This is a genomic window from Streptomyces sp. NBC_00080 (genome assembly GCF_045041255.1).
Classification (GTDB): Bacteria; Actinomycetota; Actinomycetes; order Streptomycetales; family Streptomycetaceae; genus Streptomyces; species Streptomyces coriariae.
The window spans coordinates 4,717,631-4,743,592 of sequence record NZ_CP108235.1 but is presented as its reverse complement, the minus strand read 5'-3'; the positions used below and the strand labels follow the sequence as shown (position 1 = coordinate 4,743,592).

The 25,962-nt window shown below is 71.9% G+C and carries 24 protein-coding genes and 1 pseudogene; 13 read left to right on the top strand and 12 right to left on the bottom strand.

Annotated elements, in window-relative coordinates; genetic code table 11:
* Positions 1–77: 77 nt before the first annotated feature.
* From OHU34_RS21220 to paaA, 5 genes are read right to left on the bottom strand one after another with little or no spacing between them, the layout of a single operon-like run.
* On the bottom strand, positions 78–1,139 hold the full coding sequence (locus OHU34_RS21220; protein WP_142265191.1) for a 2Fe-2S iron-sulfur cluster-binding protein: 1,062 nt from the start codon (positions 1,137–1,139) through the stop codon (positions 78–80).
* A complete protein-coding gene (paaD, locus tag OHU34_RS21215) occupies positions 1,139–1,690 on the bottom strand; it encodes a 1,2-phenylacetyl-CoA epoxidase subunit PaaD (protein ID WP_405767836.1) in 552 nt (183 codons plus the stop codon). Before paaD ends, OHU34_RS21220 begins: the two co-directional genes overlap by 1 nt.
* Positions 1,684–2,406, bottom strand: coding sequence for a 1,2-phenylacetyl-CoA epoxidase subunit PaaC (gene paaC, locus OHU34_RS21210; protein ID WP_142265193.1), 723 nt, complete (start codon positions 2,404–2,406; stop codon positions 1,684–1,686). Before paaC ends, paaD begins: the two co-directional genes overlap by 7 nt.
* Positions 2,403–2,690: a 1,2-phenylacetyl-CoA epoxidase subunit PaaB gene (gene paaB / locus OHU34_RS21205; RefSeq protein ID WP_054242083.1), complete on the bottom strand. Its 288-nt coding sequence runs from the start codon at positions 2,688–2,690 to the stop codon at positions 2,403–2,405. Before paaB ends, paaC begins: the two co-directional genes overlap by 4 nt.
* The gene (gene paaA, locus OHU34_RS21200; protein ID WP_054242082.1) at positions 2,687–3,700 is read right to left on the bottom strand and encodes a 1,2-phenylacetyl-CoA epoxidase subunit PaaA; all 1,014 of its coding nucleotides are present in this window, start codon (positions 3,698–3,700) and stop codon (positions 2,687–2,689) included. The genes paaB and paaA overlap by 4 nt, the downstream gene beginning before the upstream one ends.
* Before the next feature lie 565 nt (positions 3,701–4,265).
* Between paaA and OHU34_RS21195 the strand changes: the two genes are divergently transcribed.
* Genes OHU34_RS21195 through OHU34_RS21185 form a run of 3 tightly spaced genes read left to right on the top strand, consistent with a single transcriptional unit; the run spans position 4,266 to position 6,894 of the window.
* The gene (locus OHU34_RS21195) at positions 4,266–4,904 is read left to right on the top strand and encodes a DUF5819 family protein (protein ID WP_399048072.1); all 639 of its coding nucleotides are present in this window, start codon (positions 4,266–4,268) and stop codon (positions 4,902–4,904) included.
* Complete coding sequence (locus tag OHU34_RS21190) at positions 4,901–6,121, top strand: HTTM domain-containing protein (RefSeq protein WP_142265195.1); 1,221 nt, start codon at positions 4,901–4,903, stop codon at positions 6,119–6,121. The genes OHU34_RS21195 and OHU34_RS21190 overlap by 4 nt, the downstream gene beginning before the upstream one ends.
* Positions 6,118–6,894 carry a TrmH family RNA methyltransferase gene (locus tag OHU34_RS21185; protein WP_362267704.1) on the top strand — a complete coding sequence of 259 codons (777 nt, stop codon included), beginning with the start codon at positions 6,118–6,120 and terminating at the stop codon, positions 6,892–6,894. Before OHU34_RS21190 ends, OHU34_RS21185 begins: the two co-directional genes overlap by 4 nt.
* Positions 6,895–6,898: 4 nt before the next feature.
* Here the strand turns inward: OHU34_RS21185 and paaN are convergent, their stop codons facing one another.
* Positions 6,899–8,608 carry a phenylacetic acid degradation protein PaaN gene (gene paaN, locus OHU34_RS21180; RefSeq protein WP_405767831.1) on the bottom strand — a complete coding sequence of 570 codons (1,710 nt, stop codon included), beginning with the start codon at positions 8,606–8,608 and terminating at the stop codon, positions 6,899–6,901.
* Between the two features lie 159 nt (positions 8,609–8,767).
* Between paaN and OHU34_RS21175 the strand changes: the two genes are divergently transcribed.
* Both OHU34_RS21175 and OHU34_RS21170 read left to right on the top strand, forming a co-directional pair.
* Complete coding sequence (locus OHU34_RS21175) at positions 8,768–10,291, top strand: 3-hydroxyacyl-CoA dehydrogenase (protein ID WP_405767829.1); 1,524 nt, start codon at positions 8,768–8,770, stop codon at positions 10,289–10,291.
* A complete protein-coding gene (locus OHU34_RS21170) occupies positions 10,288–10,878 on the top strand; it encodes a TetR/AcrR family transcriptional regulator (RefSeq protein ID WP_142265199.1) in 591 nt (196 codons plus the stop codon). Before OHU34_RS21175 ends, OHU34_RS21170 begins: the two co-directional genes overlap by 4 nt.
* 3 nt (positions 10,879–10,881) lie before the next feature.
* Here OHU34_RS21170 and OHU34_RS21165 read toward each other — a convergent pair whose 3' ends face one another.
* Positions 10,882–11,457: an Lrp/AsnC family transcriptional regulator gene (locus OHU34_RS21165; RefSeq protein WP_230195216.1), complete on the bottom strand. Its 576-nt coding sequence runs from the start codon at positions 11,455–11,457 to the stop codon at positions 10,882–10,884.
* 175 nt (positions 11,458–11,632) lie between these two features.
* Here OHU34_RS21165 and pdhA point away from each other — a divergent pair, with 175 nt between their 5' ends.
* The 5 genes from pdhA (at position 11,633) to OHU34_RS21140 (ending at position 17,515) form a co-directional block, all read left to right on the top strand.
* Positions 11,633–12,778 carry a pyruvate dehydrogenase (acetyl-transferring) E1 component subunit alpha gene (pdhA, locus tag OHU34_RS21160; RefSeq protein WP_405767827.1) on the top strand — a complete coding sequence of 382 codons (1,146 nt, stop codon included), beginning with the start codon at positions 11,633–11,635 and terminating at the stop codon, positions 12,776–12,778.
* On the top strand, positions 12,775–13,779 hold the full coding sequence (locus tag OHU34_RS21155) for an alpha-ketoacid dehydrogenase subunit beta (protein WP_054242075.1): 1,005 nt from the start codon (positions 12,775–12,777) through the stop codon (positions 13,777–13,779). The genes pdhA and OHU34_RS21155 overlap by 4 nt, the downstream gene beginning before the upstream one ends.
* Positions 13,779–15,089: a dihydrolipoamide acetyltransferase family protein gene (locus OHU34_RS21150; RefSeq protein WP_405767823.1), complete on the top strand. Its 1,311-nt coding sequence runs from the start codon at positions 13,779–13,781 to the stop codon at positions 15,087–15,089. Before OHU34_RS21155 ends, OHU34_RS21150 begins: the two co-directional genes overlap by 1 nt.
* Positions 15,090–15,170: 81 nt before the next feature.
* Positions 15,171–16,091 carry an NTP transferase domain-containing protein gene (locus OHU34_RS21145; protein WP_405767821.1) on the top strand — a complete coding sequence of 307 codons (921 nt, stop codon included), beginning with the start codon at positions 15,171–15,173 and terminating at the stop codon, positions 16,089–16,091.
* Positions 16,088–17,515: a molybdopterin molybdotransferase MoeA gene (locus OHU34_RS21140; protein ID WP_405767818.1), complete on the top strand. Its 1,428-nt coding sequence runs from the start codon at positions 16,088–16,090 to the stop codon at positions 17,513–17,515. Before OHU34_RS21145 ends, OHU34_RS21140 begins: the two co-directional genes overlap by 4 nt.
* Positions 17,516–17,619: 104 nt before the next feature.
* Here the strand turns inward: OHU34_RS21140 and OHU34_RS21135 are convergent, their stop codons facing one another.
* Entirely contained in the window at positions 17,620–18,738 is a 1,119-nt protein-coding gene (locus OHU34_RS21135; protein ID WP_230195210.1) for a potassium channel family protein, read from the bottom strand.
* Positions 18,739–18,858: 120 nt separating this feature from the next.
* Between OHU34_RS21135 and OHU34_RS21130 the strand changes: the two are divergent.
* Positions 18,859–19,557, top strand: a pseudogene (locus OHU34_RS21130) (potassium channel family protein); the annotation flags it as partial.
* Between the two features lie 54 nt (positions 19,558–19,611).
* On the opposite strand, the gene OHU34_RS21125 reads toward OHU34_RS21130, so the two are convergent.
* Positions 19,612–20,460 (bottom strand): ABC transporter permease, encoded by an 849-nt coding sequence (locus tag OHU34_RS21125; RefSeq protein WP_142265206.1) that lies wholly within the window; start codon positions 20,458–20,460, stop codon positions 19,612–19,614.
* Entirely contained in the window at positions 20,457–21,500 is a 1,044-nt protein-coding gene (locus OHU34_RS21120; RefSeq protein ID WP_405767815.1) for an ATP-binding cassette domain-containing protein, read from the bottom strand. Before OHU34_RS21120 ends, OHU34_RS21125 begins: the two co-directional genes overlap by 4 nt.
* A gap of 163 nt (positions 21,501–21,663) precedes the next feature.
* Here OHU34_RS21120 and OHU34_RS21115 point away from each other — a divergent pair, with 163 nt between their 5' ends.
* A complete protein-coding gene (locus OHU34_RS21115) occupies positions 21,664–22,644 on the top strand; it encodes an NAD(P)H-quinone oxidoreductase (protein ID WP_142265208.1) in 981 nt (326 codons plus the stop codon).
* A 26-nt stretch (positions 22,645–22,670) separates the two neighbouring features.
* Here OHU34_RS21115 and OHU34_RS21110 read toward each other — a convergent pair whose 3' ends face one another.
* Positions 22,671–23,213 carry a hypothetical protein gene (locus OHU34_RS21110; protein WP_142265209.1) on the bottom strand — a complete coding sequence of 181 codons (543 nt, stop codon included), beginning with the start codon at positions 23,211–23,213 and terminating at the stop codon, positions 22,671–22,673.
* 163 nt (positions 23,214–23,376) lie between these two features.
* Here OHU34_RS21110 and OHU34_RS21105 point away from each other — a divergent pair, with 163 nt between their 5' ends.
* Positions 23,377–23,925: a bacterial proteasome activator family protein gene (locus OHU34_RS21105; RefSeq protein ID WP_054242066.1), complete on the top strand. Its 549-nt coding sequence runs from the start codon at positions 23,377–23,379 to the stop codon at positions 23,923–23,925.
* An 86-nt stretch (positions 23,926–24,011) separates the two neighbouring features.
* Here the strand turns inward: OHU34_RS21105 and OHU34_RS21100 are convergent, their stop codons facing one another.
* The gene (locus tag OHU34_RS21100) at positions 24,012–25,640 is read right to left on the bottom strand and encodes a protein kinase domain-containing protein (RefSeq protein ID WP_405767811.1); all 1,629 of its coding nucleotides are present in this window, start codon (positions 25,638–25,640) and stop codon (positions 24,012–24,014) included.
* Positions 25,641–25,962 lie beyond the last annotated feature (322 nt).

Sequence of the window (25,962 nt, the reverse complement as noted above, 5' to 3'; positions counted from 1 at the left end):
AGGGAACGGTCGGTCCGAGGAGAACGGTCGCTCGCCCCCTCGTCACCCCTTCCTCATCTCCCCTCGTCGCCCGCCCCTCACCGGTCGAAGTCCACCTCCACGGCCTCCGTCAGCGGATGCGACTGGCAGGCCAGCACATATCCGGAGTCCGTCTCCTCCGGTTCCAGCGCGAAGTTGCGGTCCATGCGCACCTCGCCGGAGACCAGGAAGGCCCGGCAGGTCCCGCACACCCCGCCCTTGCAGGCGTAGGGCGCGTCCGGCCGGTTGCGCAGCACCGTCTCCAGGACCGACTCCCCGTCCCGCACGGGCCAGCTGCCGCCCCGGCCGTCGAGCCGGGCGGTCACGGTGCTGTGGGTGGGAGCCGCCACACGCACCGGGGGCGCCGTGACCTCCACGTGGAAGATCTCCTCGTGGATCCGGGATCGCGCGACCCCGATCTCCCGCAGCGCCTGCTCCGCGCCCTGGACGAGGCCGAGCGGCCCGCACAGGAACCACCCCGCCACCTCCGCCACCGGCAGCAGCGACGGCAGCAGCCCGGTCAGCCGCTCCCGGTCCAGCCGCCCGGACGGCAGTCCGGCCTGCTGTTCCTCCCGGGAGAGCACGGTGACCAGCTGGAACCGCTCGGGGTACCTGTCCTTGAGGTCGGCGACCTCCTCCAGGAACATCGTCGAGGCGGCCGTCCGGTCGCTGCGGATGAGGCAGAAGCGGGCCGCGGGCTCGCGGGCCAGCAGCGTCGAGACGATCGACAGCACCGGTGTGATCCCGCTGCCGCCGACGATCGCCGCGTACCGGCCGGGCGCGGGGGTGAGGGTGAACCGGCCGGCCGGCGTCATCACGTCCAGCTCGTCGCCGACGGCGATCTCCTTCAGCGCGTACGTCGAGAAGGCCCCGCCCTCGACCAGCCGCACGCCCACCCGCAGCGTGCCGGGCCCCGCGCCGTCGGGCCCAGGTGCGGGCGAGCAGATCGAGTACGTCCGCCTGACCTCGGTCCCGTCGACGACGCGGCGCAGGGCGAGATGCTGGCCGGGCGCGTGCCGGTACTCCTCGCGCAAGGCGTCGGGGACCGTGAGGGTGAGGGTGACGGAGTCGTCGGTGAGGTGGTCCACCGCGGCCACCTGGAGCGGGTGGAAGCGGGCCATCACAACTCCTTGAAGTGGTCGAAGGGTTCACGGCAGGCGAGGCAGCGCCGCAGCGCCTTGCAGGCGGTGGAGGAGAAGCGGCTGAGCAGTTCGGTGTCGGCGGAGCCGCAGTGCGGGCAGAGGATCGGCTCCAGGGCCACGCCCACGTCCGCGCTCGCGTCCGCGTCCCTGGTCCGGGTGGGGCCCAGGGTGATGCCGACCGGTTCGGCCGCCTTGCGCACGCGTGGTGGTGCGATGCCGAACTCCCGGAGTTTGCGGCGCCCTTCGGCGGAGATGTCGTCGGTCGACCAGGCGGGGGACAGCACCGTGCGCACGGTGACCTCGCGGACCCCGTGTGCGTGCAGCGCCCGTTCGATGTCCAGGGACATCGCCTCCACCGCCGGACAGCCGGTGTAGGTGGGGGTCAGCTCGACGTCGACGGTGTCCGTGTCGCGTACGTGCACCGCCCGCAGTACGCCGAGTTCCCGGAGGGTGACCACGGGCAGCTCGGGGTCGAGCACCGAGCCGGCGACCTCCAGGAGTTCCGCCTCCAGCGGGGTGAGCGTCACCATGACGCACCCGGGTGACTGCGGTGCAGGTGCTGCATCTCGGCGAGCATCCGGCCGAAGGACTCGGTGTGCAGGCCCTGGCGGCCCGCGCCGGCGCGCCAGGCTCCGGTGCGCGATCCCTCGGGCACGGCCAGACCGGCCCGCTCCAGCACGCTGCGCACCGACTCCAGCCAGACCGACTCCAGCTCCGACAGGTCGAGGTCGAGGCCGTCCAGGGGGGCGAACATCTCGCCGGTGAACCGCCACAGTGCCGTGCAGGCCCGCTGCATCCGCTCGTGGCTCTCCTCGGTGCCGTCGCCGAGCCGCAGTGTCCACTGTTCGGCGTGGTCGCGGTGGTAGGCGACCTCCTTGACGGCCTTCGCCGCCAGTCCCGCGAACGGGCCCTCCACGGACGCCAGCCGCGCGTACAGCAGGTGCTGGTAGGTGGAGAAGTACAGCTGGCGGGCGATGGTGTGGGCGAAGTCTCCGCCCGGTTGCTCCACCAACTGGAGATTGCGGAAGGCGCGTTCCTCACGCAGGTACGCCAACTCGTCCTCGTCGCCCGCCATCGACAGCAGGATCCGGGCCTGGCCCAGCAGGTCGAGGGCGATGTTGCCGAGGGCGACCTCCTCCTCGAGCACGGGCGCGTGGCCCATCCACTCCCCCAGGCGGTGGGAGAGCACCAGGGCGTCGTCGCCGAGGGCGAGGGCGGCGGTGTGGGTGTGCGTCGTCGTGGTCACAGGTGCTTCACCCCTTCCGGGATCTCGTAGAACGTCGGGTGCCGGTACGGCTTGTCGGCGGACGGTTCGAAGAACGGGTCCTTCTCGTCCGGGGAGGAGGCCGTGATCGCGGAGGACGGCACGACCCAGATCGAGACGCCCTCGCCGCGCCGGGTGTAGAGGTCGCGCGCGTTGCGCAGGGCGAACTCGGCGTCCGGCGCGTGCAGGCTGCCGGCGTGGGTGTGGGAGAGGCCGCGCCGGGAGCGCACGAAGACCTCCCACAGGGGCCAGTCGGTGTTCGTCATGCCTGCTCCACTTCCGTCCCAGAGCTGTGTTTGGCCGCGTAGGCGGCGGCCGCCTCTCGTACCCACGCGCCTTCTTCGTGTGCGCGCCTGCGTTGTGTGATCCGCTGCTCGTTGCAGGGGCCGTTGCCCTTGAGGACCTCCTTGAACTCGGTCCAGTCGATGGCTCCGAAGTCGTGGTGACCCCGCTCCTCGTTCCACTTCAGGTCCGGGTCGGGGAGCGTGAGGCCGAGCGAGGCCGCCTGGGGGACGCAGATGTCGACGAAGCGCCGGCGCAGTTCGTCGTTCGAGTGGCGCTTGATCTTCCAGGCCATCGACTGCGCGGAGTGCGCGGACTCGTCGTCGGGCGGGCCGAACATCATCAGTGACGGCCACCACCAGCGGTCCACCGCGTCCTGCGCCATCGCGTGCTGTTCCGGGGTGCCTCGGCTGAGGGCCAGCAGCAGCTCGTAACCCTGACGCTGGTGGAAGGACTCCTCCTTGCAGACGCGGACCATCGCGCGGGCGTACGGGCCGTAGGAGCAGCGGCACAGGGGCACCTGGTTGGTGATCGCGGCGCCGTCCACCAGCCAGCCGATCGCGCCGACGTCGGCCCAGGTCAGCGTGGGGTAGTTGAAGATCGAGGAGTACTTCTGGCGGCCGGAGTGGAGCTTGTCGAGCAGCTCCTCACGGCTGGCGCCGAGGGTTTCGGCGGCGCTGTAGAGATAGAGCCCGTGGCCCGCCTCGTCCTGGACCTTCGCCATGAGGATGGCCTTGCGGCGCAGGGAGGGCGCGCGGGTGATCCAGTTGGCCTCCGGCTGCATGCCGATGATCTCGGAGTGGGCATGCTGGGCGATCTGGCGTACCAGCGTCGCGCGGTAGGCATCGGGCATCCAGTCGCGTGGCTCGATGCGTTCGTCGGCGGCCACGGTGGCGTCGAAGGCGCGCGCGTACGCCTCGTCGGCGCCGGCTCCGCTGTCCTGCCCGGTGTGCGGCTGTGTGCGGGCCGTCTGGTGCGCGGCTGCTGTCGCCATGCGGTCCCCCTTGACCTCGGGCCTCGGCGCGGTGCCCAGGCCTCGGCTCTGCCGAGCCTTCTCCCGACCGATCGTTCGGTCCGTGCGATTCCATGGTGGGACGGCCGTCGTAAGGTGTCAACCGCTGTGGATAACCTGCGGGCATCCCCTGTGGAAAACCTGCCCCGGCCCTTCCCGGCCCGGGTGTCGCGGGGAGGGGGCTGCGCCGAACGGGTGAGGCTGAGTACCGTTCGCGATTGCGCGACGCAGCGCGAAGACGACCGGTATCGGGGAACGGGGCGGAATGGACGTGCACGACGGAGGGGCCGGCTCTCCACAGGGGCCGAACCCGTCGAGGGAGGCGGAGGCGGAGACGCCACCCGCCCGGGAAACCGTTCCCCGCCCCCGAGCCGAACTCCCGAGCCCTGAACCGGCCTCCCGGGCCGCAGACGCGGACTCCGAGCCTGTTCCTCGGGCCGAGCGCACCGACTCGGACGGTGTCTTCCAGGCTGAGTCCGCCGGTGACGCCGGTGACCCCGCCGCCGGTCTCGTGGGTGGGCCTCGGCGGCCGGAGCCCCGGACCGGTGTGGCCGCCCTCTCCCCCCGCTATCAGGTCGGCGCCGCGCTGGCGCTGGCCGTCGTCGCGGTGACCGTCTGCGTGCACATCGGGATGGTGTTCCTGCACGTCGCGCCGTCGAACACCGTCACCAAGACGCACGGCAAGGCGATCGACGACTGGATCTACCCGGAGTTCGAGCAGAACTGGAAGCTCTTCGCGCCGAACCCGCTTCAGCAGAACATCGCCGTCCAGGTCCGGGCCCAGGTCCGTACCGTGGACGGCGGCTCGCGGACCACCGGCTGGTACGACCTGTCGGCGCAGGACGGCCGGGCCATCGACGGCAATCTGCTGCCGAGCCACACCCAGCAGAACGAGCTGCGCCGCGCCTGGGACTTCTTCACCGCCACGCACGACAACGGCAACCGCCCCGTCGGCCTGCGCGGCGCCCTCTCCGAGACGTACCTGCGCCACATCGTGATGCTGCGTCTGGAGCGCGGCGGCGTGGCCGGCGACGGCGGTGTCGTCGAGCGGATCCAGGTCCGTTCGCAGACCACCAACGTGACCCCGCCGAAGTGGAGCACCGAGAAGGTGTCGATGAGCCCGGTGTACCGCGAACTGTCCTGGTGGTCGGTGCCGGACGGCGAGACCGAGGGAGGCACGAGGTGAACCGGTTCTCCCTGACGGTGTCCGCCGCCATCGCGCGCGTCACCGAGTCGGCGCTCGCGCCGTACCAGAGCGCCGTGGTCCGGATAGGCTTCAGCGCCACCTGGCTGATGTTCCTGCTGCGCGAGTTCCCCCACCGGCATGAGCTCTACGGCCCCGACGGTCCCTGGGACTGGGAGCTGGCCCGCCAGCTGATCGACACCAACGGCGCGTTCACGGCGCTGATGTGGTCGGACGGGCGGGGCTGGTTCGAGGCGGTGTACCTGCTCGCGCTGCTCTCCGCCGCGCTGCTGCTCATCGGCTGGCGCACCCGCGCGATGTCGGTGCTGTTCATGGTCGGCGTGCTGTCGCTCCAGAACCGCAGCGTCTTCATGGGCGACGGCGGGGACAACGTCCTGCACCTGATGTCGATCTATCTCGTGTTCATACGGTGCGGCCGGGTGTGGTCGCTGGACGCGCGACGCGAACGGCGTGCGCAGGAGGCACGCGCGCGTGGGGAGCGGGACACGGACCGGGTGGGTCCCGTCCTGTGGGCCGTGGCCGGGTTCGTCCTGGTCACGGTGACCGTGGCGGGCCGTTTCCACAGCGACTGGACGATTCCGGCGCTTCTGTGGGCGGCGTGGGCCGTACAGGGCCTGTGGTGGGCCGTCGGCCGTCGCACGAAGTCGGCGGAGCCCCGGATCCTGCTCGACGTGATCGGCAACATCCTGCACAACGGCGCCCTGGTCGTGATCATGGCCGAGGCCTGTCTGATCTACGCGACGGCCGGCTGGTACAAGATCCAGGGCTCGCGCTGGCAGGACGGCACCGCCGCGTACTACCCCCTGCACCTGGACTACTTCTCGCCCTGGCCCGCGCTCGCCGACCTGCTGGCCGGCAGCGGCACGATGGTCCTGCTGGCCACCTACGGGACCGTCATCGTGCAGGTCGCCTTCCCGTTCACGCTCGCCAACCGGCGGCTGAAGAACGTCCTGCTGGTCCTGATGATGACGGAGCACGCGGTGATCGCCCTGGTGCTCGGGCTGCCGTTCTTCTCGCTGGCGATGATCGCGACGGACGCCGTCTTCCTGCCGACGACCTTCCTGCGCCGGGTGGGCGGATGGACGTCACGCGCGCGTGGACGGCTGTTCTCCGACGTCGGTCGTACGCCTGCGCCGGAGTCACCGGGGGCGCGGGCCCAGGAGAACCCCGAGCACGCGCGCGTAGGGTTCACGGCATGACCGACCCCGTGACCGCCGGCTCCGATCCGCTCGGCCGGTGGCGGCGGCTCGCCGACGCCTCCGTCCTGCTCGACGGCTTCCACGCCCTCAAGCACGCCGTGCGCTTCGGAGCCGAGGTCCCGGTGGCGGTCACCGCCGACCGGCGGGCGACGCTCGCCCTCGCCGACGAACTCGCCCCGGACGTGCGTGACGCGCTGGACGCGCTGCTGACGGAGGTCCCCGAGGCGACGTACACCTCCCTGGTGCCGCGCCCGCATCCCACCGCGGTCGCCGCCCTGGCCGTACGGCCCTCCCGCGAGGCCAACCTGGAGCGGCTGGGGCGCGCGCCCCGCGCCACTCCCGTCGTGGTCCTGGACGACCCGCGCAACCTCGGCAACGCGGGCGCGGTGATCCGGCTGGCCGCCGGTTTCGGGGCCACCGGGGTGGTCACCACCGGCACCCTCGACCCCTGGCACCCGACCGTGGTGCGGGGCGGGGCGGGGCTGCACTTCGCGACCGCCGTGGAGCGGCTGACCGTCGGCGAACTGCCGGCCGGCCCGGTGTTCGCCCTCGACCCGGAGGGTGACGACCTGCGGGGCGTCAAGCTGCCGGACGACGCCCTCCTGGCCTTCGGGTCGGAGCGCAGCGGGCTCTCCGCAGAGCTGCGCGCGCGTGCCGACCACCTTCTCGCCCTGCCGATGCGCCCCCAGGTCTCCAGCTACAACCTCGCGACCAGTGTGGCCATGACGCTGTACCACTGGAGCGCCACCGGGGGCGCACCGCACGTCCCCTAGACGCCTAGGCGTCCCGGCGGACCTCCACCACCCGGAAGCGGTTGGCGACGAACGCGCCGTCGGTGAGGGCCGCGTTGGCCGCCGGGTTGCCGCCCGAGCCGTGGAAGTCGGAGAACGCGGCCGTCTGGTTGACGTAGACCCCGCCGGTGAGGTTGAGGGACAGCTGGGCGGCCTCCTCCAGGCAGACCTCCTCGATCGCCCGCTCCACCTCCGCGTCGGTGGTGTACGCGCCGACCGTCATCGCGCCCTTCTCGCGCACCGTGCGCCGCAGCAGGGCGACCGCGTCGGCCGTGGAGTCGACGGCGACGGCGAAGGAGACCGGGCCGAAGCACTCGCCCATGTAGGCGGCCTCGTCGTCCGTTCCCTCCCAGTACTTCCGCGCTCCGTCGAGCTTGACGAGCACCGGGGTGCGCACGATCGCGTCCGGGAACTCCGGGTTGGTCACCTCGCGGGAGGCGAGGGCGACCTCGCCGAGGCCCGCGGCGGCCTCCAGACGGGCCTTGACGTCCGGGTTGACGATGGCGCCGAGCAGCGCGTTGGCGCGTGCGTCGTCGCCGAGGAGGCCGTCGACCGAGCGGGCGAGGTCGGCGACGACCTCGTCGAAGGTCTTCGCGCCCTCGTCGGTGCGGATGCCGTCGCGGGGGATCAGCAGGTTCTGCGGGGTCGTGCACATCTGGCCGCTGTACAGGGAGAGCGAGAACGCCAGGTTGGCGAGCATGCCCTTGTAGTTCGCCGTGGACTCCACGATCACCGTGTTGACGCCGGCCTTCTCGGTGTAGACCTGCGCCTGGCGGGCGTTGGCCTCCAGCCAGTCGCCGAAGGCGGTCGAGCCGGTGTAGTCGACGATGCGGATCTCGGGGCGGGTGGCCAGGGTCTTGGCGATGCCCTCGCCGGGGCGCTCGGCGGCCAGCGCGACCAGGTTCGGGTCGAAACCGGCCTCGGCGAGCACCTCGCGGGCGACGCCCACGGTCAGCGCGAGCGGCAGCACCGCGCGCGGGTGGGGCTTGACCAGGACCGCGTTGCCGGTGGCCAGGGAGGCGAACAGCCCCGGGTAGCCGTTCCACGTCGGGAAGGTGTTGCAGCCGATGAGCAGGGCGATCCCGCGCGGGACCGGGGTGAAGCGCTTGGTCAGCGCGAGCGGGTCGCGCTTGCCCTGGGGCTTGCTCCACTCCGCCGTGCCGGGCGTGCGGACCTGCTCCGCGTACGCGTACGCCACAGCTTCCAGGCCGCGGTCCTGTGCGTGCGGGCCGCCCGCCTGGAACGCCATCATGAAGGCCTGGCCGGAGGTGTGCATGACCGCGTGCGCGAACTCGTGCGTCCGGTCGCTGATCCGCTTGAGGATCTCCAGGCAGACCACCGCGCGCACTTCGGCTCCCGCGTCCCGCCAGGCACCCTGTCCGGCCCGCATGGCGGGCAGCAGCGTGTCCACGTCCGCGTGCGGGTAGGCCACGCCCAGTTCGACGCCGTACGGCGAGACCTCGCCGCCCACCCAGTCGTCGGTGCCGGGCTGGCCGAGGTCGAGACGGGAGTGCAGAACGGCGTCGAAGGCGGCCTTGCCGGCCGCGGCGTCCAGGCTGCCGTTCTCCCCGTAGGCCTTGGGGTGTTCCGGGTGCGGGGACCAGTACGCGCGGGTGCGGATCGCTTCCAGGGCCTGGTCGAGGGTGGGCCGGTGCTGGGCGATCAGAGCGTGCGCGGTCGGTTCGGCGGCGGCCATGCGGGACCAACTCCTCGTCTTGAGAACTCTCCGTCGAGCTCATGACCTGGCGGAAACCTGGGCAGGAACAGCCAGTCAGGGTTAGAGTAACCGAACGATCGGTCGGGACAAGGGGGCCTGCCGCATCTGTGGAAAACCCCGTGCGGGAGGATCGCGCACATGACAGCACTCGACCTCAGCAGCCCCGTGGCCGTCGTCGGCACCGGCACCATGGGCCAGGGCATCGCCCAGGTCGCGCTCGTCGCCGGTCACCCGGTGCGGCTGTACGACGCCGTGCCCGGCCGCGCCCGCGAGGCGGCGGCCGCGATCGGCGCCCGCCTGGACCGGCTCGTCGAGAAGGACCGCCTCGCCGCCGGCGACCGCGACGAGGCACGTGCCCGCCTGCGGCCCGCGGAGAGCATCGCCGACCTCGCCGACTGCTCCCTGGTCGTCGAGGCCGTCGTGGAGCTTCTGGAGGCCAAGCAGGAGCTGTTTCGGCAGCTGGAGGACGTCGTCGGCGATGACTGTCTGCTCGCGACCAACACCTCGTCCCTGTCGGTGACCGCCGTCGGGGGCGCCCTGCGCAACCCGGGCCGCCTGGTGGGCCTGCACTTCTTCAACCCCGCGCCGCTGCTGCCGCTGGTCGAGGTCGTCTCCGGGTACGCCACCGACGTCACGTCGGCCACCCGCGCGTACGAGACCGCCCGTTCCTGGGGCAAGACGCCGGTCGCCTGCGCCGACACCCCCGGCTTCATCGTCAACCGCATCGCGCGGCCCTTCTACGCCGAGGCGTTCGCCGTCTTCGAGGCGCAGGGCGCAGACCCGGCCACCATCGACGCGATCCTGCGCGAGTCGGGCGGGTTCAAGATGGGCGCCTTCGAGCTGACCGACCTGATCGGACAGGACGTCAACGAGTCGGTCACGCACTCCGTGTGGCGGTCCTTCTTCCAGGACGTGCGCTTCACGCCCTCGCTCGCCCAGCGGCGCCTGGTCGAGTCGGGCCGCCTCGGCCGCAAGACCGGCCAGGGCTGGTACGACTACTCCACCGGGACCGGGGCCGCCGGGTCGGCCGAACCGCACACCGCGGAGAAGGCCCAGCCGCCCGCGTACGTCGTCGCCGAGGGCAATCTGGGCCCTGCCTCCGAACTGCTCGCGCTGATCCGCGAGGCGGGCATCCAGGTCCGCGAGGAGGAGGAGGACCACGGCACCCGCCTGGTGCTGCCCGGCGACGGCCAGCTCGCCCTCGCCGACGGCCAGACGTCGGTGGAGTTCCGGGACGTCGTCTACTTCGACCTCGCCCTGGACTACCGCAAGGCCACCCGCATCGCCCTGTCCGCCTCCCAGGACACCTCCACGCAGACGATGTCCGAGGCGGTCGGCCTGTTCCAGGCGCTCGGCAAGGACGTCAGCGTCATCGGCGACGTCCCGGGCATGATCGTCGCCCGTACGGTCGCGCGGATCGTCGACCTCGCGCACGACGCCGTGGCCAAGGGCGTGGCCACCGAGGAGGACATCGACACCGCGATGCGCCTGGGCGTCAACTACCCCCTCGGTCCCTTCGAGTGGAGCCGCAGGCTGGGCCGCACCTGGGCCTGCTCCCTCCTGGACGACCTGCACGAGCGCGACCCCTCCGGCCGCTATGCGCCGTCCCTCGCGCTGTACCGCCACTCCTATGCCACCGAGAAGCGGGAGGGCGCCTCGTGACCACCGCCAAGCGCGACACGTACACCCCGGAGACCCTGCTCTCCGTCGCCGTCCAGATCTTCAACGAGCGCGGCTACGACGGCACCTCCATGGAGCACCTCTCCAAGGCGGCCGGTATCTCCAAGTCGTCGATCTACCACCATGTCGCCGGCAAGGAGGAACTGCTGCGGCGCGCCGTCAGCCGGGCCCTGGACGGCCTCTTCGGGATCCTGGAGGAGGAGCACGCGGGCGTGGGGGACGCCTCGGAGCGCCTGGAGTACGTCGTGCGGCGCATGGTCGAGGTGCTCATCGGCGAGCTGCCTTACGTGACACTGCTGCTGCGCGTGCGCGGCAACACCGACACCGAGCGGTGGGCCCTGGAGCGGCGCCGCGACTTCGACCACCGGGTCGCCGAACTGCTGAAGGCGGCCGCCGCCGACGGGGACATACGCGGTGACATGGAGGTACGGCTCGCCACCCGGCTGGTCTTCGGGATGATCAACTCGATCGTCGAGTGGTACCGGCCGGGCGGCCGGGGGATGGTCGAGAGCGAGGTCGCCGACGCGGTGGTGCGGCTGGTCTTCGAGGGGCTGCGCACGGCCCCGTAGGGCTCACCCCTGCGGTTCGAGGTCCTCCTCCTCGAACACCAGCAGCGTGCGCGTGCTGAGCACCTCGGGGATCAGCTGGAGCCGGGTGAGCACCACCTCGCGCAGCGCCCTGTTGTCCGGCGTGTGCACCAGGAGCAGGACGTCGAAATCGCCCCCCACGAGGGCGATGTGGGAGGCGCCGGGCAGCAGCCTCAGCTGCTCGCGCACCGTCCGCCAGGAGTTCTGCACGATCTTCAGCGTGATGTAGGCGCTCGTGCCCTGCCCGGCGCGCTCGTGGTCGACACGGGCGCCGAAGCCGCGGATGACGCCGTCCTCGATGAGCCGGTTGATCCGCGCGTAGGCGTTGGCACGCGAGACGTGGACCCGCTCGGCGACCGACCGTATCGAGGCGCGGCCGTCCGCCTGGAGTATCTGCAGGATGTCCTGGTCGATGGCGTCCAGCGGACGCGGCGGCGGCAGCGGGGCGCCGCCCGGTGACGGGACACTGCTCGGCGACAGGACACCGGTCGGCGGCGGAGGGTTGCCCGGAGGCGGCGCGGTGCCGTTCTCCGGCCCTTCGGCCATTTGTTCAGGTGCCATGTCCCCCTGCCCTCCTGCCATGGACGTACTGCACCCATCTCAGGTTGTGGAGAACCGTTTGTCCACAGCCTGAGGGGCCCTGTAGCCAAAATGTGCCGACGACCGAACAATCGGTAGGTGAGGCGCATCACAACCGACGCGTCTCCCTTAGCCACTCCCATGAGGAGGTGCCGTCATGACGGTCATGGAGCAGCGGGGCGCCTACCGGCCGACTCCGCCGCCGGCCTGGCAGCCCCGTACCGACCCCGCGCCGCTGCTGCCCGACGCGGAGCCGTACCGCGTCCTCGGCACCGACGCGGCCGCGCAGGCCGACCCGGAGCTGCTGCGCCGGCTGTACGCCCAGCTGGTGCGCGGCCGCCGCTACAACGTCCAGGCCACCGCCCTCACCAAGCAGGGCAGACTCGCCGTCTACCCCTCCAGCACCGGCCAGGAGGCCTGCGAGGTCGCCGCCGCGCTCGCCCTCCAGGAGCGGGACTGGCTCTTCCCCAGCTACCGCGACACCCTCGCCGTCGTCGCGCGCGGAGTGGACCCCGTCGAGGCCCTCACCCTGCTGCGCGGCGACTGGCACACGGGCTACGACCCGTACGAGCACCGGGTGGCGCCGCTGTCCACCCCGCTCGCCACCCAGCTTCCGCACGCCGTGGGCCTCGCGCACGCCGCCCGGCTCAAGGGCGACGACGTGGTCGCGCTCGCCATGGTCGGCGACGGAGGCACCAGCGAGGGCGACTTCCACGAGGCGCTGAACTTCGCCGCCGTCTGGCAGGCCCCGGTCGTCTTCCTCGTGCAGAACAACGGCTTCGCGATCTCCGTACCGCTCGCCAAGCAGACCGCCGCTCCCTCGCTGGCCCACAAGGCCGTCGGATACGGCATGCCGGGCCGCCTGGTCGACGGCAACGACGCGGCCGCCGTGCACGAGGTGCTGACCGACGCCGTACGGCACGCGCGTGAGGGCGGCGGTCCCACCCTCGTGGAGGCGGTGACCTACCGCATCGAGGCGCACACCAACGCCGACGACGCCACCCGCTACCGCGGCGACGCCGAGGTCGAGACCTGGCGCGAACACGACCCGATCCAGCTGCTGGAGCGCGAACTCACCGCGCGCGGGCTGCTCGACGAGGACGCGAAGCAGTCCGCGCGGGACGCCGCCGAGGCGATGGCCGCCGACCTGCGCGCCCGCATGAACCAGGACGCGGTCCTCGACCCCATGGACCTGTTCGCCCACGTGTACGCCGAACTCACCCCCCAACTGCGGGAGCAGCGCGACCTGCTGCGGGCGGAGCTCGAGGCCGAGCACGCCGACCAGGAGGGCACGCACCGATGACCACCGTCGCCCTCAAGCCCGCCACCATGGCGCAGGCCCTCACCCGCGCGCTCCGGGACGCGATGGCCGCCGACCCGACCGTGCACGTCCTGGGCGAGGACGTGGGCACCCTCGGCGGTGTCTTCCGGGTCACCGACGGGCTCGCCGCGGAGTTCGGCGAGGACCGCTGCACGGACACCCCGCTCGCCGAGGCGGGCATCCTCGGCACGGCCGTCGGCATGGCGATGTACGGACTGCGGCCGGTCGTGGAGATGCAGTTCGACGCCTTCGCCTACCCGGCGTTCGAGCAGCTCATCAGCCATGTCGCCCGGATGCGCAACCGCACCCGCGGCCGTATGCCCCTGCCGATCACCGTCCGGGTGCCCTACGGCGGCGGCATCGGAGGCGTCGAGCACCACAGCGACTCCTCCGAGGCGTACTACATGGCGACCCCGGGCCTGCATGTCGTCACGCCCGCCACGGTCGCCGACGCCTACGGTCTGCTGCGCGCCGCCATCGCCTCCGACGACCCGGTCGTCGTCCTCGAACCCAAGCGTCTGTACTGGTCCAAGGACTCCTGGAACCCGGAGGAACCGCAGAGTGTCGAACCTATCGGCCGCGCGGTCGTGCGGCGCACGGGCCGGAGCGCCACACTGATCACCTACGGTCCTTCGGTGCCGGTCTGCCTCGAAGCCGCCGAAGCGGCGCGCGCCGAGGGCTGGGACCTCGAGGTCGTCGACCTGCGCTCGCTGGTGCCCTTCGACGACGAGACGGTCTGCGCCTCGGTGCGGCGGACCGGCCGCGCGGTCGTCGTGCACGAGTCGGGCTCCTTCGGCGGCCCGGGCGGCGAGATCGCGGCCCGCGTCACGGAGCGCTGCTTCCACCACCTGGAGGCACCGGTGCTGCGCGTCGCCGGGTTCGACCTTCCGTACCCGCCGCCGATGCTGGAGCGCCACCACCTGCCCGGCGTCGACCGCATCCTGGACGCCGTGGCGCGGTTGCAGTGGGAGGCGGACAACTGATGGCACAGGTGCTGGAGTTCAAGCTCCCCGACCTCGGGGAGGGACTCACCGAGGCGGAGATCGTCCGCTGGCTGGTCCAGGTGGGAGACGTCGTCGCCGTCGACCAGCCGGTCGTCGAGGTCGAGACGGCCAAGGCCATGGTCGAGGTGCCCTGCCCCTACGGCGGTGTGGTCACCGCGCGCTTCGGCGAGGAGGGCACCGAACTGCCCGTCGGCGCCCCGCTGATCACGGTCGCGGTCGGTGCGCCGACCTCCGGCGGCCCGGAGGTTCCCGCCACGGGTGCCGAGGGGTCGGGCAACGTGCTCGTCGGTTACGGCACCTCGGAGGCACCCGCGCGCAGGCGCCGGATCCGGTCGGCGCGACCGGAACCAGCCGCTTCGGTGACCGTCGCGGCCCCCGCCCCGGCTGTCCCGGGTGTCCCGGCCGGAAAGCCCGACGGCCCCGTCCCCGTGATCTCCCCCCTGGTGCGCAGACTCGCCCGGGAGAACAACCTGGACCTGCGGGAACTCACGGGCTCCGGGCCCGAGGGGCTGATCCTGCGGGCGGACGTGGAGAACGCGCTGCGGGGGGCCGCCCCGCGGGACCGGGCGGAGCCGTCACCCGCGTCCTCCGCTCCCTCCGGAAGCCGCCGCGTCCCGCTCAAGGGCGTCCGGGGTGCCGTCGCCGACAAGCTTTCCCGCAGCCGACGCGAGATCCCCGACGCCACCTGCTGGGTGGACGCCGACGCGACGGAGCTGATGCGGGCCCGGGCCGCCATGAACGCGTCCGGCGGGCCGAAGATCTCCCTCCTCGCGCTGCTCGCCCGAATCTGCACCGCGGCGCTGGCCCGCTTCCCGGAGCTGAACTCCACCGTCGACCTGGCGGCCCGGGAGGTCGTCCAGTTCGACCATGTCCACCTCGGCTTCGCCGCGCAGACCGAGCGGGGACTCGTCGTGCCCGTCGTCCGCGACGCGCACGCCCGGGACGCCGAGGGACTCACCGCGGAGTTCGCCCGGCTCACCGAGGCGTCCCGGGACGGTCGTCTCACCCCCGCCGACCTGACCGGCGGCACCTTCACCTTGAACAATTACGGGGTGTTCGGAGTCGACGGCTCCACGCCGATCATCAACCACCCCGAGGCGGCCATGCTCGGTGTCGGTCGCATCATGCCCAAGCCGTGGGTGCACGAGGGCGAGCTGGCGGTGCGCCAGGTCGTCCAGCTCTCGCTCACCTTCGACCACCGGGTGTGCGACGGCGGAACAGCGGGAGGCTTCCTGCGCTACGTGGCGGACTGCGTGGAGCAGCCGGCGGTGCTGTTGCGCACCCTGTGATGGCGGGCGCGCCCCGGCGATTCGCGTGTTTCCCGTGATCCGGCGGGCCCGCATCCCCGGGGCGGCCCGCATACTCGGGGGGTGACCTCGAACGAGCCCGCCGCCCACGACGCCGTCGTGCTCGCCGGTGGCGGCGCCCGCCGGCTCGGCGGCGCCGACAAGCCGGGGGTGCGGGTGGGCGGGCGCGCGCTGCTCGACCGGGTGCTGGGTGCCTGCGCCGACGCGCGTACCACCGTCGTCGTCGCCGATCCCCGGCCCACCGCGCGACCCGTGCGCTGGGCACGCGAGGACCCGCCCGGCGCGGGCCCCGTCGCCGCGCTCCACGCCGGACTGCGCCACACCGCGGCGGACGACGTCCTCGTCCTCTCCGCCGATCTGCCCTTCCTCGCGGCGGACACCGTACGGCGACTGCTGACCGCCCTGCGCGCGGGCGCGGTCGAGGGCGTGCTGCTCACCGACGCCGACGGCCGTGACCAGCCGCTCGTCGCCGCGTACCGCACGGCCGCCCTGCGCCGCGAACTGGCGGTGCTCACCGCCGGCGAAGGCGGCCTCACCGGACTGCCGCTGCGCCGGCTGACCGCCGGACTCGACCTCACCCGCGTCCCCGACCCGGTCGCGTCGTTCGACTGCGACACCTGGGACGACATCGCCGCCGCCAGAGCACGTATCAGGGAGCATGACCACGTGTTGGATGAATGGATTTCCGCAGTCAAGGACGAGCTGGGCATCGACCTCGACGTCGACACCGGCGCCCTCCTCGATCTGGCCCGCGACGCCGCCCACGGGGTGGCCAGGCCCGCGGCTCCGCTGACCACCTTCCTGGTCGGCTATGCGGCCGCGCAGGCCGAGGGAGGCCCCGAAGCCGTCGCCGAGGCCGCCCGCAAGGCCGCCGCCCTCGCGCTGCGCTGGGCGGAGGAGGCCGAACAGGAGAAAGCCGAGCAAGGGCAGGCCGAGCAGCGGAAGGCCGACAAGCCCGGCGACTCCGGACCGGACGCCGGATGACCGCCCGCGGTACGCGGCAGGGCCTCGACGCCGAGGACCTCGACGTCGAGGAGGCGCTAGCCCTCGTGAAGGACGGCAACGGCACCGCCCGCCCACCCGGCGGCCACAGCCCCGCACAGCGCGGGGGCAGCGGCGACGGCACGCCGCCCTCCTCTTCCCTCTCCTCCCCGGCCCGGAGTCCGGAGTCCGGTCACCGGGCCGACGCCGCCGAGCACCGTCACCGGGCGACCACCTGGCCCGAGGCCCGGACGATCGCCGCCCGCGCCGCACGCTCCGGCGCAGCCCGTCTCGCCCCCGTCTCCGTGCCCCTCGGCGACGCCCTCGGCCTCGTTCTGGCCGCCCCGCTGACGGCCCTCACCGACCTGCCCTCCTTCGACACCTCGGCGATGGACGGCTGGGCCGTCGCGGGTCCCGGCCCCTGGCACGTACGGGAGGAGGGCGTGCTGGCCGGCAGTTCGGCGCCCGCGCCCCTGGCCGACGGCGAGGCCGTACGGATCGCCACCGGCGCCCGGATCCCCCCGGACACCACCGCGGTACTGCGCAGTGAGCACGGCCGGACCGACGACAACGGCCGGTTGCATCCGACCCGCGAGATGCAGCACGGCCAGGACATCCGCCCACGGGGCCAGGAATGCCGCAGCGGGGATCAGTTGCTGCGGGCCGGGGCGGTGGTGACCCCGGCGGTCCTCGGCCTCGCCGCGGCCGCCGGGTACGACACGCTGGCCGCCGTCCCCCGGCCCCGGGTCGAGGTGCTCGTCCTGGGCGACGAACTGCTCACCGAGGGCCGCCCGCACGACGGCCTCATCCGGGACGCGCTCGGTCCGATGCTGCCCCCGTGGCTGCGGTCGCTGGGCGCCGAGGTCACCTCCGTACGCCGGGTCGGCGACGACGCGAAGGCCCTGCACAAGGCCATCACCGCATCCGCCGCCGATCTCATCGTCACCACCGGGGGCACCGCCTCGGGGCCCGTCGACCACGTGCACCCCACCCTGCGCCGGCTCGACGCCGAACTCCTCGTCGACGGCGTCAAGGTGCGCCCCGGTCACCCGATGCTGCTGGCCCGCCTCAAGGAGGACCGGCACCTCGTCGGCCTGCCCGGCAACCCTCTCGCGGCCGTCTCCGGCCTGCTCACGCTCGCGGAGCCGCTGTTGCGCGCTCTCGCCGCCCGCCCGGCTCCCGAGCCGTACGCGCTGCCGTTGCGGCAATCGGTGCACGGGCACCCCGACGACACCCGGCTCATCCCGGTCGTTCTGCGCGGTGACCATGCCGTGCCACTGCACTACAACGGCCCGGCGATGCTGCGGGGTATCGCGGCGGCCGACGCTCTCGCCGTCGTGCCGCCGGGCGGTGCACGCGCGGGTCAGGAGACGGAGCTTCTCGACCTGCCGTGGGCGACGGCCGGGATCGACGCCTGTTTCACGTGAAACCACCCTGGTTCACCCGTTCACCCGTTCACCCGTGTTTCACGTGAAATGGTCCCGGCTTGATGGGGCTCGCCCCCACCGCCCCGGTTTCACGTGAAACATCGTCATACCTGCTCAGGTGCCGGGACGGCCCGGCTGACCGTGATCACGCGGTCCCCCAGTTGGAGCCGGGTGAGCCGGGGGTCGGTGTAGTCCAGCAGTTCCTTGCCCCGGACGACGGCCACGACCAGGTCCGTGCAGCTGCGGGGCGCCGCGCCGACCTCCGCCTTGCTGACCGGCCGCTCGATGAGGTCCAGGCCTTTACCGAGGGTCATCAGGTTCTCCAGGGTCCTGGCCACGGTCGGGCTGACCATCGAGACGCCGAGCAGCCGACCGGCGGAGCTGGAGCTGGTGATCACGGTGTCCGCGCCGCTCTGCTTGAGCAGCGGCACGTTCTCGTCCTCCCGGGCGGCCACGACGATCGTCGCGCGCCGGTTCAGCTGCCGGGCGGTAAGGGTGACCAGGGCGGCCGTGTCGTCGCGTTGCGGGGCGACGATCACCCGGGAGGCGGTCTGGACCTCGGCCTTGAGGAGCGTCTCCGAGCGGGTGGCATCCCCGGTCACCGACACCAGTCCGTCGTCGCCGGCGGCCAGCGCGGACTTGCGCTGGGAGTCCACGATGACGATCCGGTCCTTGGCGATGCCCTGCCCGACGAGGGTCTCCACCGCGTGGCGGCCCTTCGTGCCGTATCCGACGACCACGACGTGATTGCTGGTGCGGACCCGCCAGCGGTGGACACGGACCTGCTGGCGGGTGCGCTCGGTGAGCACCTCCAGGGTGGTGCCGACCAGGATGATCAGGAACAGCACGCGCAGTGGCGTGATGACGAGGATGTTGACGAGCCGGGCCGTTTCACTGACCGGGGTGATGTCGCCGTAGCCGGTTGTGGAGAGTGTGACGGTGGCGTAGTAGGCGGCGTCGAGGAGGCTGACGGAGCCGTCCGAGTTGTCGTTGTAGCCGTCGCGGTCGACGTAGACGATCAGCGTGGTGACGGCCAGGACCAGCAGGCCCATGGCGAGGCGCCGGAGTACCTGCAGAAGCGGAGGGACGGCGATGCGCAGGGGCATCGTGATGGAACGGCCCGCCTCGGCGTCGTCCCGGGCTTCGGTGCGGGAGCGGTACCAGAGGGACCTGAAGAGGGAGAGTCTGGCCGGGCCGGCCGGCGGTCGTTCGTGGTCCTTCATCGTGTGCCCCCTGTGACGGTGATCCGATCGGTGGGCACCATGGTTCCCGGCGGGCTCCTGCCCGTCATGAAGCAACACGTGTCCATGAGTCCACAGATATCCATGATCCCGGAGGTCCCCTTGCGCGACCACACTGTCGTCGTCGGCTTCGGAACGAAGGGACGGTCCGCGATCCGGACGGCCTGTGCGGCGGGCCTGCGCAAGGAACAGGTCGTGGTGATCGATCCCAGTGCGAAGGTGATCGACGCGGCGACGGCCGAGGGCTACGAGGGCGTGGTCGGGGACGCCACCCGCAGTGATGTGCTGCGGCGGGCCGAGGTGCAGCGGGCGGGACGGATCGTCATCGCGACCCAGCGCGACGACACGGCCGTCCTCGTGGCCCTGACGGCCCGCCAGCTCAACCCCAGGGCGAAGATCGTGGCGGCGGTCCGCGAGGAGGAGAACGCCCCGCTGCTCAGGCAGTCGGGCGCCGACGAGGTCATCACCAGCGCCGGTGCGGCCGGCCGGCTCCTCGGTCTGTCCGTGCTCAGTCCGGCGGCGGGCCGGGTCATGGAGGACCTCATCCAGCAGGGCGACGGGCTCGACCTCGTCGAACGGCCCGTCACCAAGGCCGAGACGGGCCGCGGACCGCGTGAGACGGACGACCTGGTGGTCAGTGTCGTCCGCGGGCACCGCGTCCTCGCCTACGACGATCCGGCGATCGGCATGCTGGAGCCGACGGACCGGGTGGTCACGATCGTGCGGGTGGGCCCGGACCGTACCCGGGCCCCCCTCGGGAGCCCCGGCATGCCCGGGGTCCCGCCGCTCCCGCCGGCCTGAGGCGCCCGCTCCCGGGCGCTGCCCGACGGCGCTGCTTGCGGCGGTGGAGCCGCGTCACTTGCGGTTGTAGAGCCGCATCGTCACCGGCCCGAAGACCAGCACGAACAGTCCGGCCCACCCCAGCGACCAGGCGATCTCGGCAGCGGGCCAGTCACCCGCCATCAGGCCCCGCACCGCCGAGGCCAGATGGGTGACCGGGCTGTTGTTGACGAACGCCTGGAGCCAGCCCGGCATGGTGCGGGGGTCGACGAACACGTTGGACAGGAAGGTGAGCGGGAAGATCACCATCATGCTGACGCCCATCACCGACTTCTCGGTGCGCAGCAGGAGCCCGAACATCGTCCAGATCCACGAGAAAGCGAACGAGAAGACGACCAGCAGGGCGATTCCGGCGACCACGCCCGCGAGCCCGCCGTCCGGCCGGTAACCGAGGATCATGCCGACGGTGAGCATCACGACGGACGCGATCGTGTAGCGCAGCGCGTCGCCCAGCAGATAGCCGACCATCGTGGACGGCCGCCAGATCGGCAGCGACCGGAAGCGGTCGAAGACGCCCTTCTCGATGTCGGTGTTCACCGAGACACCCGTGTACATGGTGATCATCACGACCGACATCACCAGGATGCCCGGCAGCAGGAACTGGATGTACTCCTCCGGGGACCCGGCCAGGGCGCCCCCGAACAGGTACGTGTACATCAGCACCATCATGATCGGGAACGCGGTGACGTCGAAGAGCTGCTCGGGCACGTGCTTGATCTTGAGGATCGCCCGCCAGCCGAAGGTGAGGGAGGCCGACAGGGCGCTCGGGCGGGGCGGGCGCTCCTGCGCGACGAGCAGCGCGGCCAGCGACTCGGCGCTGACGGGGGCCAGATCCTGGACGTCTGTGCTGGTCACGGTGCTCATACCGCCACCTCGCCTTTCTGGCCGCGGGCCGGTGTACCGGCGTCGGCCGGTGTTCCGGACGCGGTGTCGGTCTTCGTGTCGTGTCCGGTGAGGGCGAGGAACACCTCGTCCAGGCTGGGCTGGCCCAGCGAGAAGTTGTCGACGAGGACCCCGGCCCGGGCCAGTTCCCCGAGGGCCCGGGCGGCCTGGGCGGCGGCCGTGTCGCCCGCCGCCGCGTCGAGCCGGGCGGTCAGCGCCACCGGGTCCGGCTCCCGCTGGACGTCCGCGTCCAGGGCCAGCCGCAGCACCTGCTCGGCCTCGGGCCGCTGCTCGGCGTCGCGCAGCCGCAGATGGACGGAGCCGGCGCCGACGGACGCCTTCAGCTCGCCCTTCGTGCCCTCGGCGATGACCCGGCCCCGGTCGATGACGGCGATCAAGGACGCCAGCTGGTCGGCCTCGTCCAGATACTGCGTGGTCAGCAGCACGGTGGTGCCCTGGGTGACCACGGCCCGCACGATGTCCCACACCTGGTTGCGGCTGCGCGGATCGAGCCCGGTCGTCGGCTCGTCGAGGAAGAGCAGGTCGGGCGTGCTGAGGATGGACGCGGCGATGTCGATCCGGCGCCGCATGCCGCCCGAGTAGTGCTTGACCTGCTTTCCGGCCGCGTCGGTGAGCCCGAACGCGGCGAGGAGCTGCGCGGACCGCTCCCGGGCGGCCTTCTTGCCGTGCCCGAGAAGACGGCCGAGCAGCACCAGGTTCTCGGTGCCGGTGAGGTCCTCGTCCACGGACGCGTACTGGCCGGTGAGGCTCACCCGGCCGCGCACCTCGTCTGCCTCCCGGACGACGTCGTGGCCGAAGATTCGGGCCTGGCCGCCGTCCGGCCGCAGCAGCGTGGCGAGCATCTTCACGGTGGTGGTCTTGCCGGCGCCGTTCGGGCCGAGGACGCCGTAGACCGTGCCGGCGGGGACGGCGAGATCGACGCCGTCCACGGCCCTGGTCTCGCCGAACGTCTTGACCAGGCCCGCAGTCTCGATCGCCAGGCCGGCGGTGTGCTGGCTCATGGGGGTTCCTTCCGCGTACTTGGGCTACGCATGGGGAGACCTTTACCGTCGCCCGAACTCATCGGTGATCGCATCCCGTTTTCCCCGCTCCCCCGCTTTTTGCCGCGGACCATGATCGAGAGGGAGGAAGGGGGAGGAGAGCGGGAGGAGTAGCGTCCCCTTCATGCATGCGATCACGATTCCCGAACCTGGTGGTCCCGAGGCGCTGGTGTGGGACGAGGTCCCCGATCCCGTACCCGGCGCGGGCGAGGTCCTGGTCGAGGTGGTGGCCGGCGCCGTCAACCGGGCCGACATCCTTCAGCGGCAGGGCTTCTACGATCCGCCGCCCGGCGCCTCCCGCTACCCCGGCCTGGAGTGCTCCGGCCGGATCGTCGAGGTCGGCCCCGGCGTCTCCGGCTGGGCCGTCGGCGACGAGGTGTGCGCGCTGCTCGCGGGCGGCGGATACGCGCAGAAGGTCGCCGTGCCGGCCGGCCAGTTGCTGCCCGTGCCGGACGGCGTCGATCTGCGGCGGGCCGCCGCGCTCCCCGAGGTGACCAGCACCGTCTGGTCGAACGTCTTCATGATCGCCCACCTCCGTCCCGGCGAGACGCTGCTCGTGCACGGCGGCTCCAGTGGCATCGGGACCATGGCGATCCAGCTGGCCAAGGCCGTCGGTGCCAGGGTCGCCGTCACCGCGGGCACCAAGGAGAAGCTGGACCAGTGCGCCGAGTTGGGCGCGGACATCCTGATCAACTATCGCGAGCAGGACTTCGTCGCCGAGCTGAAGCAGGCCACGGACGGCGCGGGCGCCGATGTCATCCTCGACAACATGGGCGCGAAGTACCTGGACCGCAACGTCCAGGCGCTCGCCGTCAACGGCCGCCTGGCGATCATCGGTATGCAGGGCGGCAGCAAGGCCGAGCTGAACATCGGCGCGCTTCTCGGCAAGCGCGCCGCGATCAGCGCGACCTCGCTGCGGGCCCGCCCCCTGGAGGAGAAGACGGCCATCGTGGCGGCTGTACGCGAACACGTCTGGCCCCTGCTCGCCGCCGGCCACGTCCGCCCCGTCGTCGACCGCGAGGTCCCGATGAGCGACGCGGCCGAGGCCCACCGGATCGTCGAGGCCAGCAGCCACGTCGGCAAGGTATTGCTGGTCACGACCTAGGGAAGACCCTGCCCGCGGCGGCGGCCTCAGGTCCGGCGCAGCCGCAGGGCGGCCAGGGCGAGGGCGATGCCGAGTCCGATGAGGACGAGACCGCTGCCGAGCGGCAGGATCTGCAGCACGGGGCCGTCGGCGCCCTCCGGCTGCGCCACGGGACGCCGCACGGGGTCCCGTGGCGCGCCCGAGGGCACGGGAACGGCGGCCTCCGGCGACTCGGACGCGGCGGTGTCGTCGGAGGGTTCGCCGTCGGCGCTCTCCTCGCCCGCGTCCTCGCTCGAGCTGTCCTCGCCCTCCGTGTCCTGCGCCTCCTCGTCCGCTTCCTCTTCGGCCTCCTCCGCCGCGTGGTCGCCCGCCCGGCCGGGCCGCTGGCGTCCCTCGCCCGCCCGGCTGCCGGCCCGGTCCGGTGCGGAGGAGGAGGGGGCGGGGGTGGCGGACGCCGACACGGCGGCGTACGACGTGACGGCCGCGTACGAGGAGACGCCCCCGCAGGGCATCGCGAGCACGCCCAGCACGACCGCTCCGACGCCCACGCCGGCCCGCGTCGCGCACCACGCCTGCTGCCATGGAGTCACGTCCGTGACCCCCTCCCGGTGCCCAGTCGCCAAGAAAAGACGCGACAAGCCTCACATCGGGGAACTGTCACCGCATTCCGGACTCCGCCGAACGGAAACAGTGGATCACCTTTCACGGGGGGTGCCACGGTGGTGAGGTGGGGACGTGCGCGAGAATGACGGCATGGAGATGCCGAGGAACGAAAGGTCGCCGGAGAACGCCCAGAAGATCCTGGTCGTAGGTCAGGACGGCATGGCGCTCGGTGACATCGACGCTGACGACGACTCCCGTGAGATCCCGGTGACCGAGCAGGTCGAACAGCCGGCGAAGGTCATGCGGATCGGCAGCATGATCAAGCAGCTGCTCGAGGAGGTGCGCGCGGCTCCTCTGGACGAGGCGAGCCGGGTCCGGCTTAAGGAGATCCACTCGAGCTCGGTGAAGGAGCTGGAGGACGGCCTGGCGCCGGAGCTGGTCGAGGAGCTGGAGCGGCTCTCCCTGCCGTTCAACGAGGACTCGACGCCGAGCGACGCGGAACTGCGCATCGCGCAGGCCCAGTTGGTCGGCTGGCTGGAGGGCCTCTTCCACGGCATCCAGACCACGCTCTTCGCCCAGCAGATGGCCGCGCGTGCCCAGTTGGAGCAGATGCGGCGGGCGCTGCCGCCGGGAGCGGGTCACGAGGGCGCGGACGATCCGCGCGCGGCGGGCGGCCGGACGGGCGGCCCGTACCTCTAGAGCGCCGGACAGTCGTCCCCCCAGCCGTACACACGAGAAGGGCCCGGCGTTTCGGCGCCGGGCCCTTCTGCCATGACGTCAGACGGTCACGACGCCGGGTTGCCCGTGGAGACCTTGATCTCGATCTCTGGCATGTCCTTCGGGTCGACGTCCGTCCCGGCGGAGGGGAACTGGTCCATGACCGCCCCGTCGCCGTAGGTGTTCTCGTCCACCTTCGTGATCTTGTACTGCCAGCCGGCGGCCTGGAAGCACTCCTTGACCGAGCCGATGTACTTGAACTTGAAGTTCGGCACCCGGATCTTGTCGGGGTCGTTGTACGACTCCTGCGGCTCGGAGCACTCCGTCGACTCGATCGTCTTGGAGGTGTCCGGCGCCCGGTAGTCCGCCGCCTTCGTCACCGACGGCGAGGAGCTGGAGGTACCGCCCTTGGCGTCGTCGTCGCCCTCGCTCATCGCGAGGCTGGCGATGAGGCCGCCGACCGCCACCACGGCGACGACGGCCGAGCCGATGAGCACCGGCTTGCTGTTGCGGCGGCCGCCACCGCCCGAGGACACCGTGGTGGACGGCTGCGGGCTGAGGTTGTACGCGGGCGGGGTGTGCGGTGCCTGCTGGTGGCCGTAGGCCGGAGCGGGCGTCTGGTAGCCCTGCTGCGGATAGCCGTAGGAGGCGGGCGTCGGGGTGCCGTACGGGTTCGGGGTCGGCGCGGGCTGGTAGGGCGTCTGGACGCCGGCCTGCGGCGCCGGGGTGCTCTGGCCGATCGGCGGGAACACCGCGGAACCGACGCCCGCGCCGCTCGACGTCTGCGCGCCCGGGACGATGCTCGGCGGGGCCGGCTGGAAGGAGGCGGCGACCCGCAGGCACTCGTCGCGCATGGCGACAGCGGTCGGAAAGCGCTCGTTCGGGTTCTTCTTCAGCGCGCGGGCGATCAGCGCGTCGACGGCCGGCGGCAGCGCCCGGTTGATCGAGGAAGGAGCCACCGGCTCCTCCTGGACGTGCGCGTACGCGATCGCAAGCGGCGAATCGGCCTCGAACGGCAGCCGCCCGGTGACCAGTTGGAACAGCATGATGCCGACCGAGTACAGGTCGGACCGGGCGTCCACCGCACGCCCCAGGGCCTGTTCGGGCGAGAGGTACTGCGGGGTGCCGACGACCATGCCGGTCTGCGTCATCGAGGTGACCCCGGACTGCATCGCGCGAGCGATGCCGAAGTCCATCACCTTGACCACGCCGCGCTTGGTCATCATCACGTTGCCGGGCTTGATGTCGCGGTGGACGAGCCCCATCTCGTGGCTGATCTCCAGCGCCGCCAGCACGTCCGCGGTGATCTTCAGCGCCTTGTCGGCGGGCATCGCGCCCTGCTGCCGTACGTCCTCGTCGAGCACCGAGCCGAGCGGGCGGCCCTCGATGTACTCCATGACGATGTACGGAGTCGTCAGTCCCTCGACGTCGTCCTCGCCGGTGTCGAAGACGGAGACGATGTTGGTGTGCGTGAGCTTGGCCACGGCCTGGGCCTCGCGGCGGAAGCGCTCGCGGAATGCCTGCTCACGGCCGAGTTCGGTGTGCAGGGTCTTCACCGCGACCTGACGGTCGAGCACGGCGTCGTAGGCGAGGTGCACCGAGGCCATGCCGCCCTCGCCGAGCAAGTCGCGCAGCTGATACCGGCCGGCGGCGAGCGCCCGCCCCGCATACCGGCCCTGCGCGCCGTCCTGGCTCATCTTCTGCGTCCCCCGTAGGCCCTCAAGCGCCGTTGACTGTCGTTGATCGATAGTGCTATTCCCGGCCAAGTCTGCCGTAGGGCACTGACACGTCAAGCTCGGTGCCCGTTCCGTGACCCTACGAGAAAGAAGCGTCGCGGAAGCGTTACAGGTGCCGTACGGCCGGTACACAGAATTTGCACGTCGGCACGGAGTACAGGTTTGATGGCCGGTCCGTCGCGGACCGGTGCCCGGGCTCGCCCCGGGCGATGTTCCGGGGATCGTCCCGGGCCGGAGGCTTGCGTGGAGGCTGTAGCGTGGCCGACGGAGACCGTAACAACAC

Coding starts and splice junctions, on each gene's coding strand:
- OHU34_RS21175 (WP_405767829.1), top strand. CDS start 8,768: ATGACAGCACTCGACCTCAGCAGCCCCGTGGCCGTCGTCGGCACCGGC.
- OHU34_RS21115 (WP_142265208.1), top strand. CDS start 21,664: ATGCATGCGATCACGATTCCCGAACCTGGTGGTCCCGAGGCGCTGGTG.
- OHU34_RS21150 (WP_405767823.1), top strand. CDS start 13,779: ATGGCACAGGTGCTGGAGTTCAAGCTCCCCGACCTCGGGGAGGGACTC.
- paaB (WP_054242083.1), bottom strand. CDS start 2,690: ATGACGAACACCGACTGGCCCCTGTGGGAGGTCTTCGTGCGCTCCCGG.
- OHU34_RS21220 (WP_142265191.1), bottom strand. CDS start 1,139: ATGGCCCGCTTCCACCCGCTCCAGGTGGCCGCGGTGGACCACCTCACC.
- OHU34_RS21135 (WP_230195210.1), bottom strand. CDS start 18,738: ATGAAGGACCACGAACGACCGCCGGCCGGCCCGGCCAGACTCTCCCTC.
- OHU34_RS21120 (WP_405767815.1), bottom strand. CDS start 21,500: ATGAGCCAGCACACCGCCGGCCTGGCGATCGAGACTGCGGGCCTGGTC.
- OHU34_RS21155 (WP_054242075.1), top strand. CDS start 12,775: ATGACCACCGTCGCCCTCAAGCCCGCCACCATGGCGCAGGCCCTCACC.
- OHU34_RS21140 (WP_405767818.1), top strand. CDS start 16,088: ATGACCGCCCGCGGTACGCGGCAGGGCCTCGACGCCGAGGACCTCGAC.
- paaN (WP_405767831.1), bottom strand. CDS start 8,608: ATGGCCGCCGCCGAACCGACCGCGCACGCTCTGATCGCCCAGCACCGG.
- pdhA (WP_405767827.1), top strand. CDS start 11,633: ATGACGGTCATGGAGCAGCGGGGCGCCTACCGGCCGACTCCGCCGCCG.
- paaA (WP_054242082.1), bottom strand. CDS start 3,700: ATGGCGACAGCAGCCGCGCACCAGACGGCCCGCACACAGCCGCACACC.
- OHU34_RS21100 (WP_405767811.1), bottom strand. CDS start 25,640: ATGAGCCAGGACGGCGCGCAGGGCCGGTATGCGGGGCGGGCGCTCGCC.
- OHU34_RS21105 (WP_054242066.1), top strand. CDS start 23,377: ATGGAGATGCCGAGGAACGAAAGGTCGCCGGAGAACGCCCAGAAGATC.
- OHU34_RS21185 (WP_362267704.1), top strand. CDS start 6,118: ATGACCGACCCCGTGACCGCCGGCTCCGATCCGCTCGGCCGGTGGCGG.
- OHU34_RS21125 (WP_142265206.1), bottom strand. CDS start 20,460: ATGAGCACCGTGACCAGCACAGACGTCCAGGATCTGGCCCCCGTCAGC.
- OHU34_RS21165 (WP_230195216.1), bottom strand. CDS start 11,457: ATGGCACCTGAACAAATGGCCGAAGGGCCGGAGAACGGCACCGCGCCG.
- paaD (WP_405767836.1), bottom strand. CDS start 1,690: ATGGTGACGCTCACCCCGCTGGAGGCGGAACTCCTGGAGGTCGCCGGC.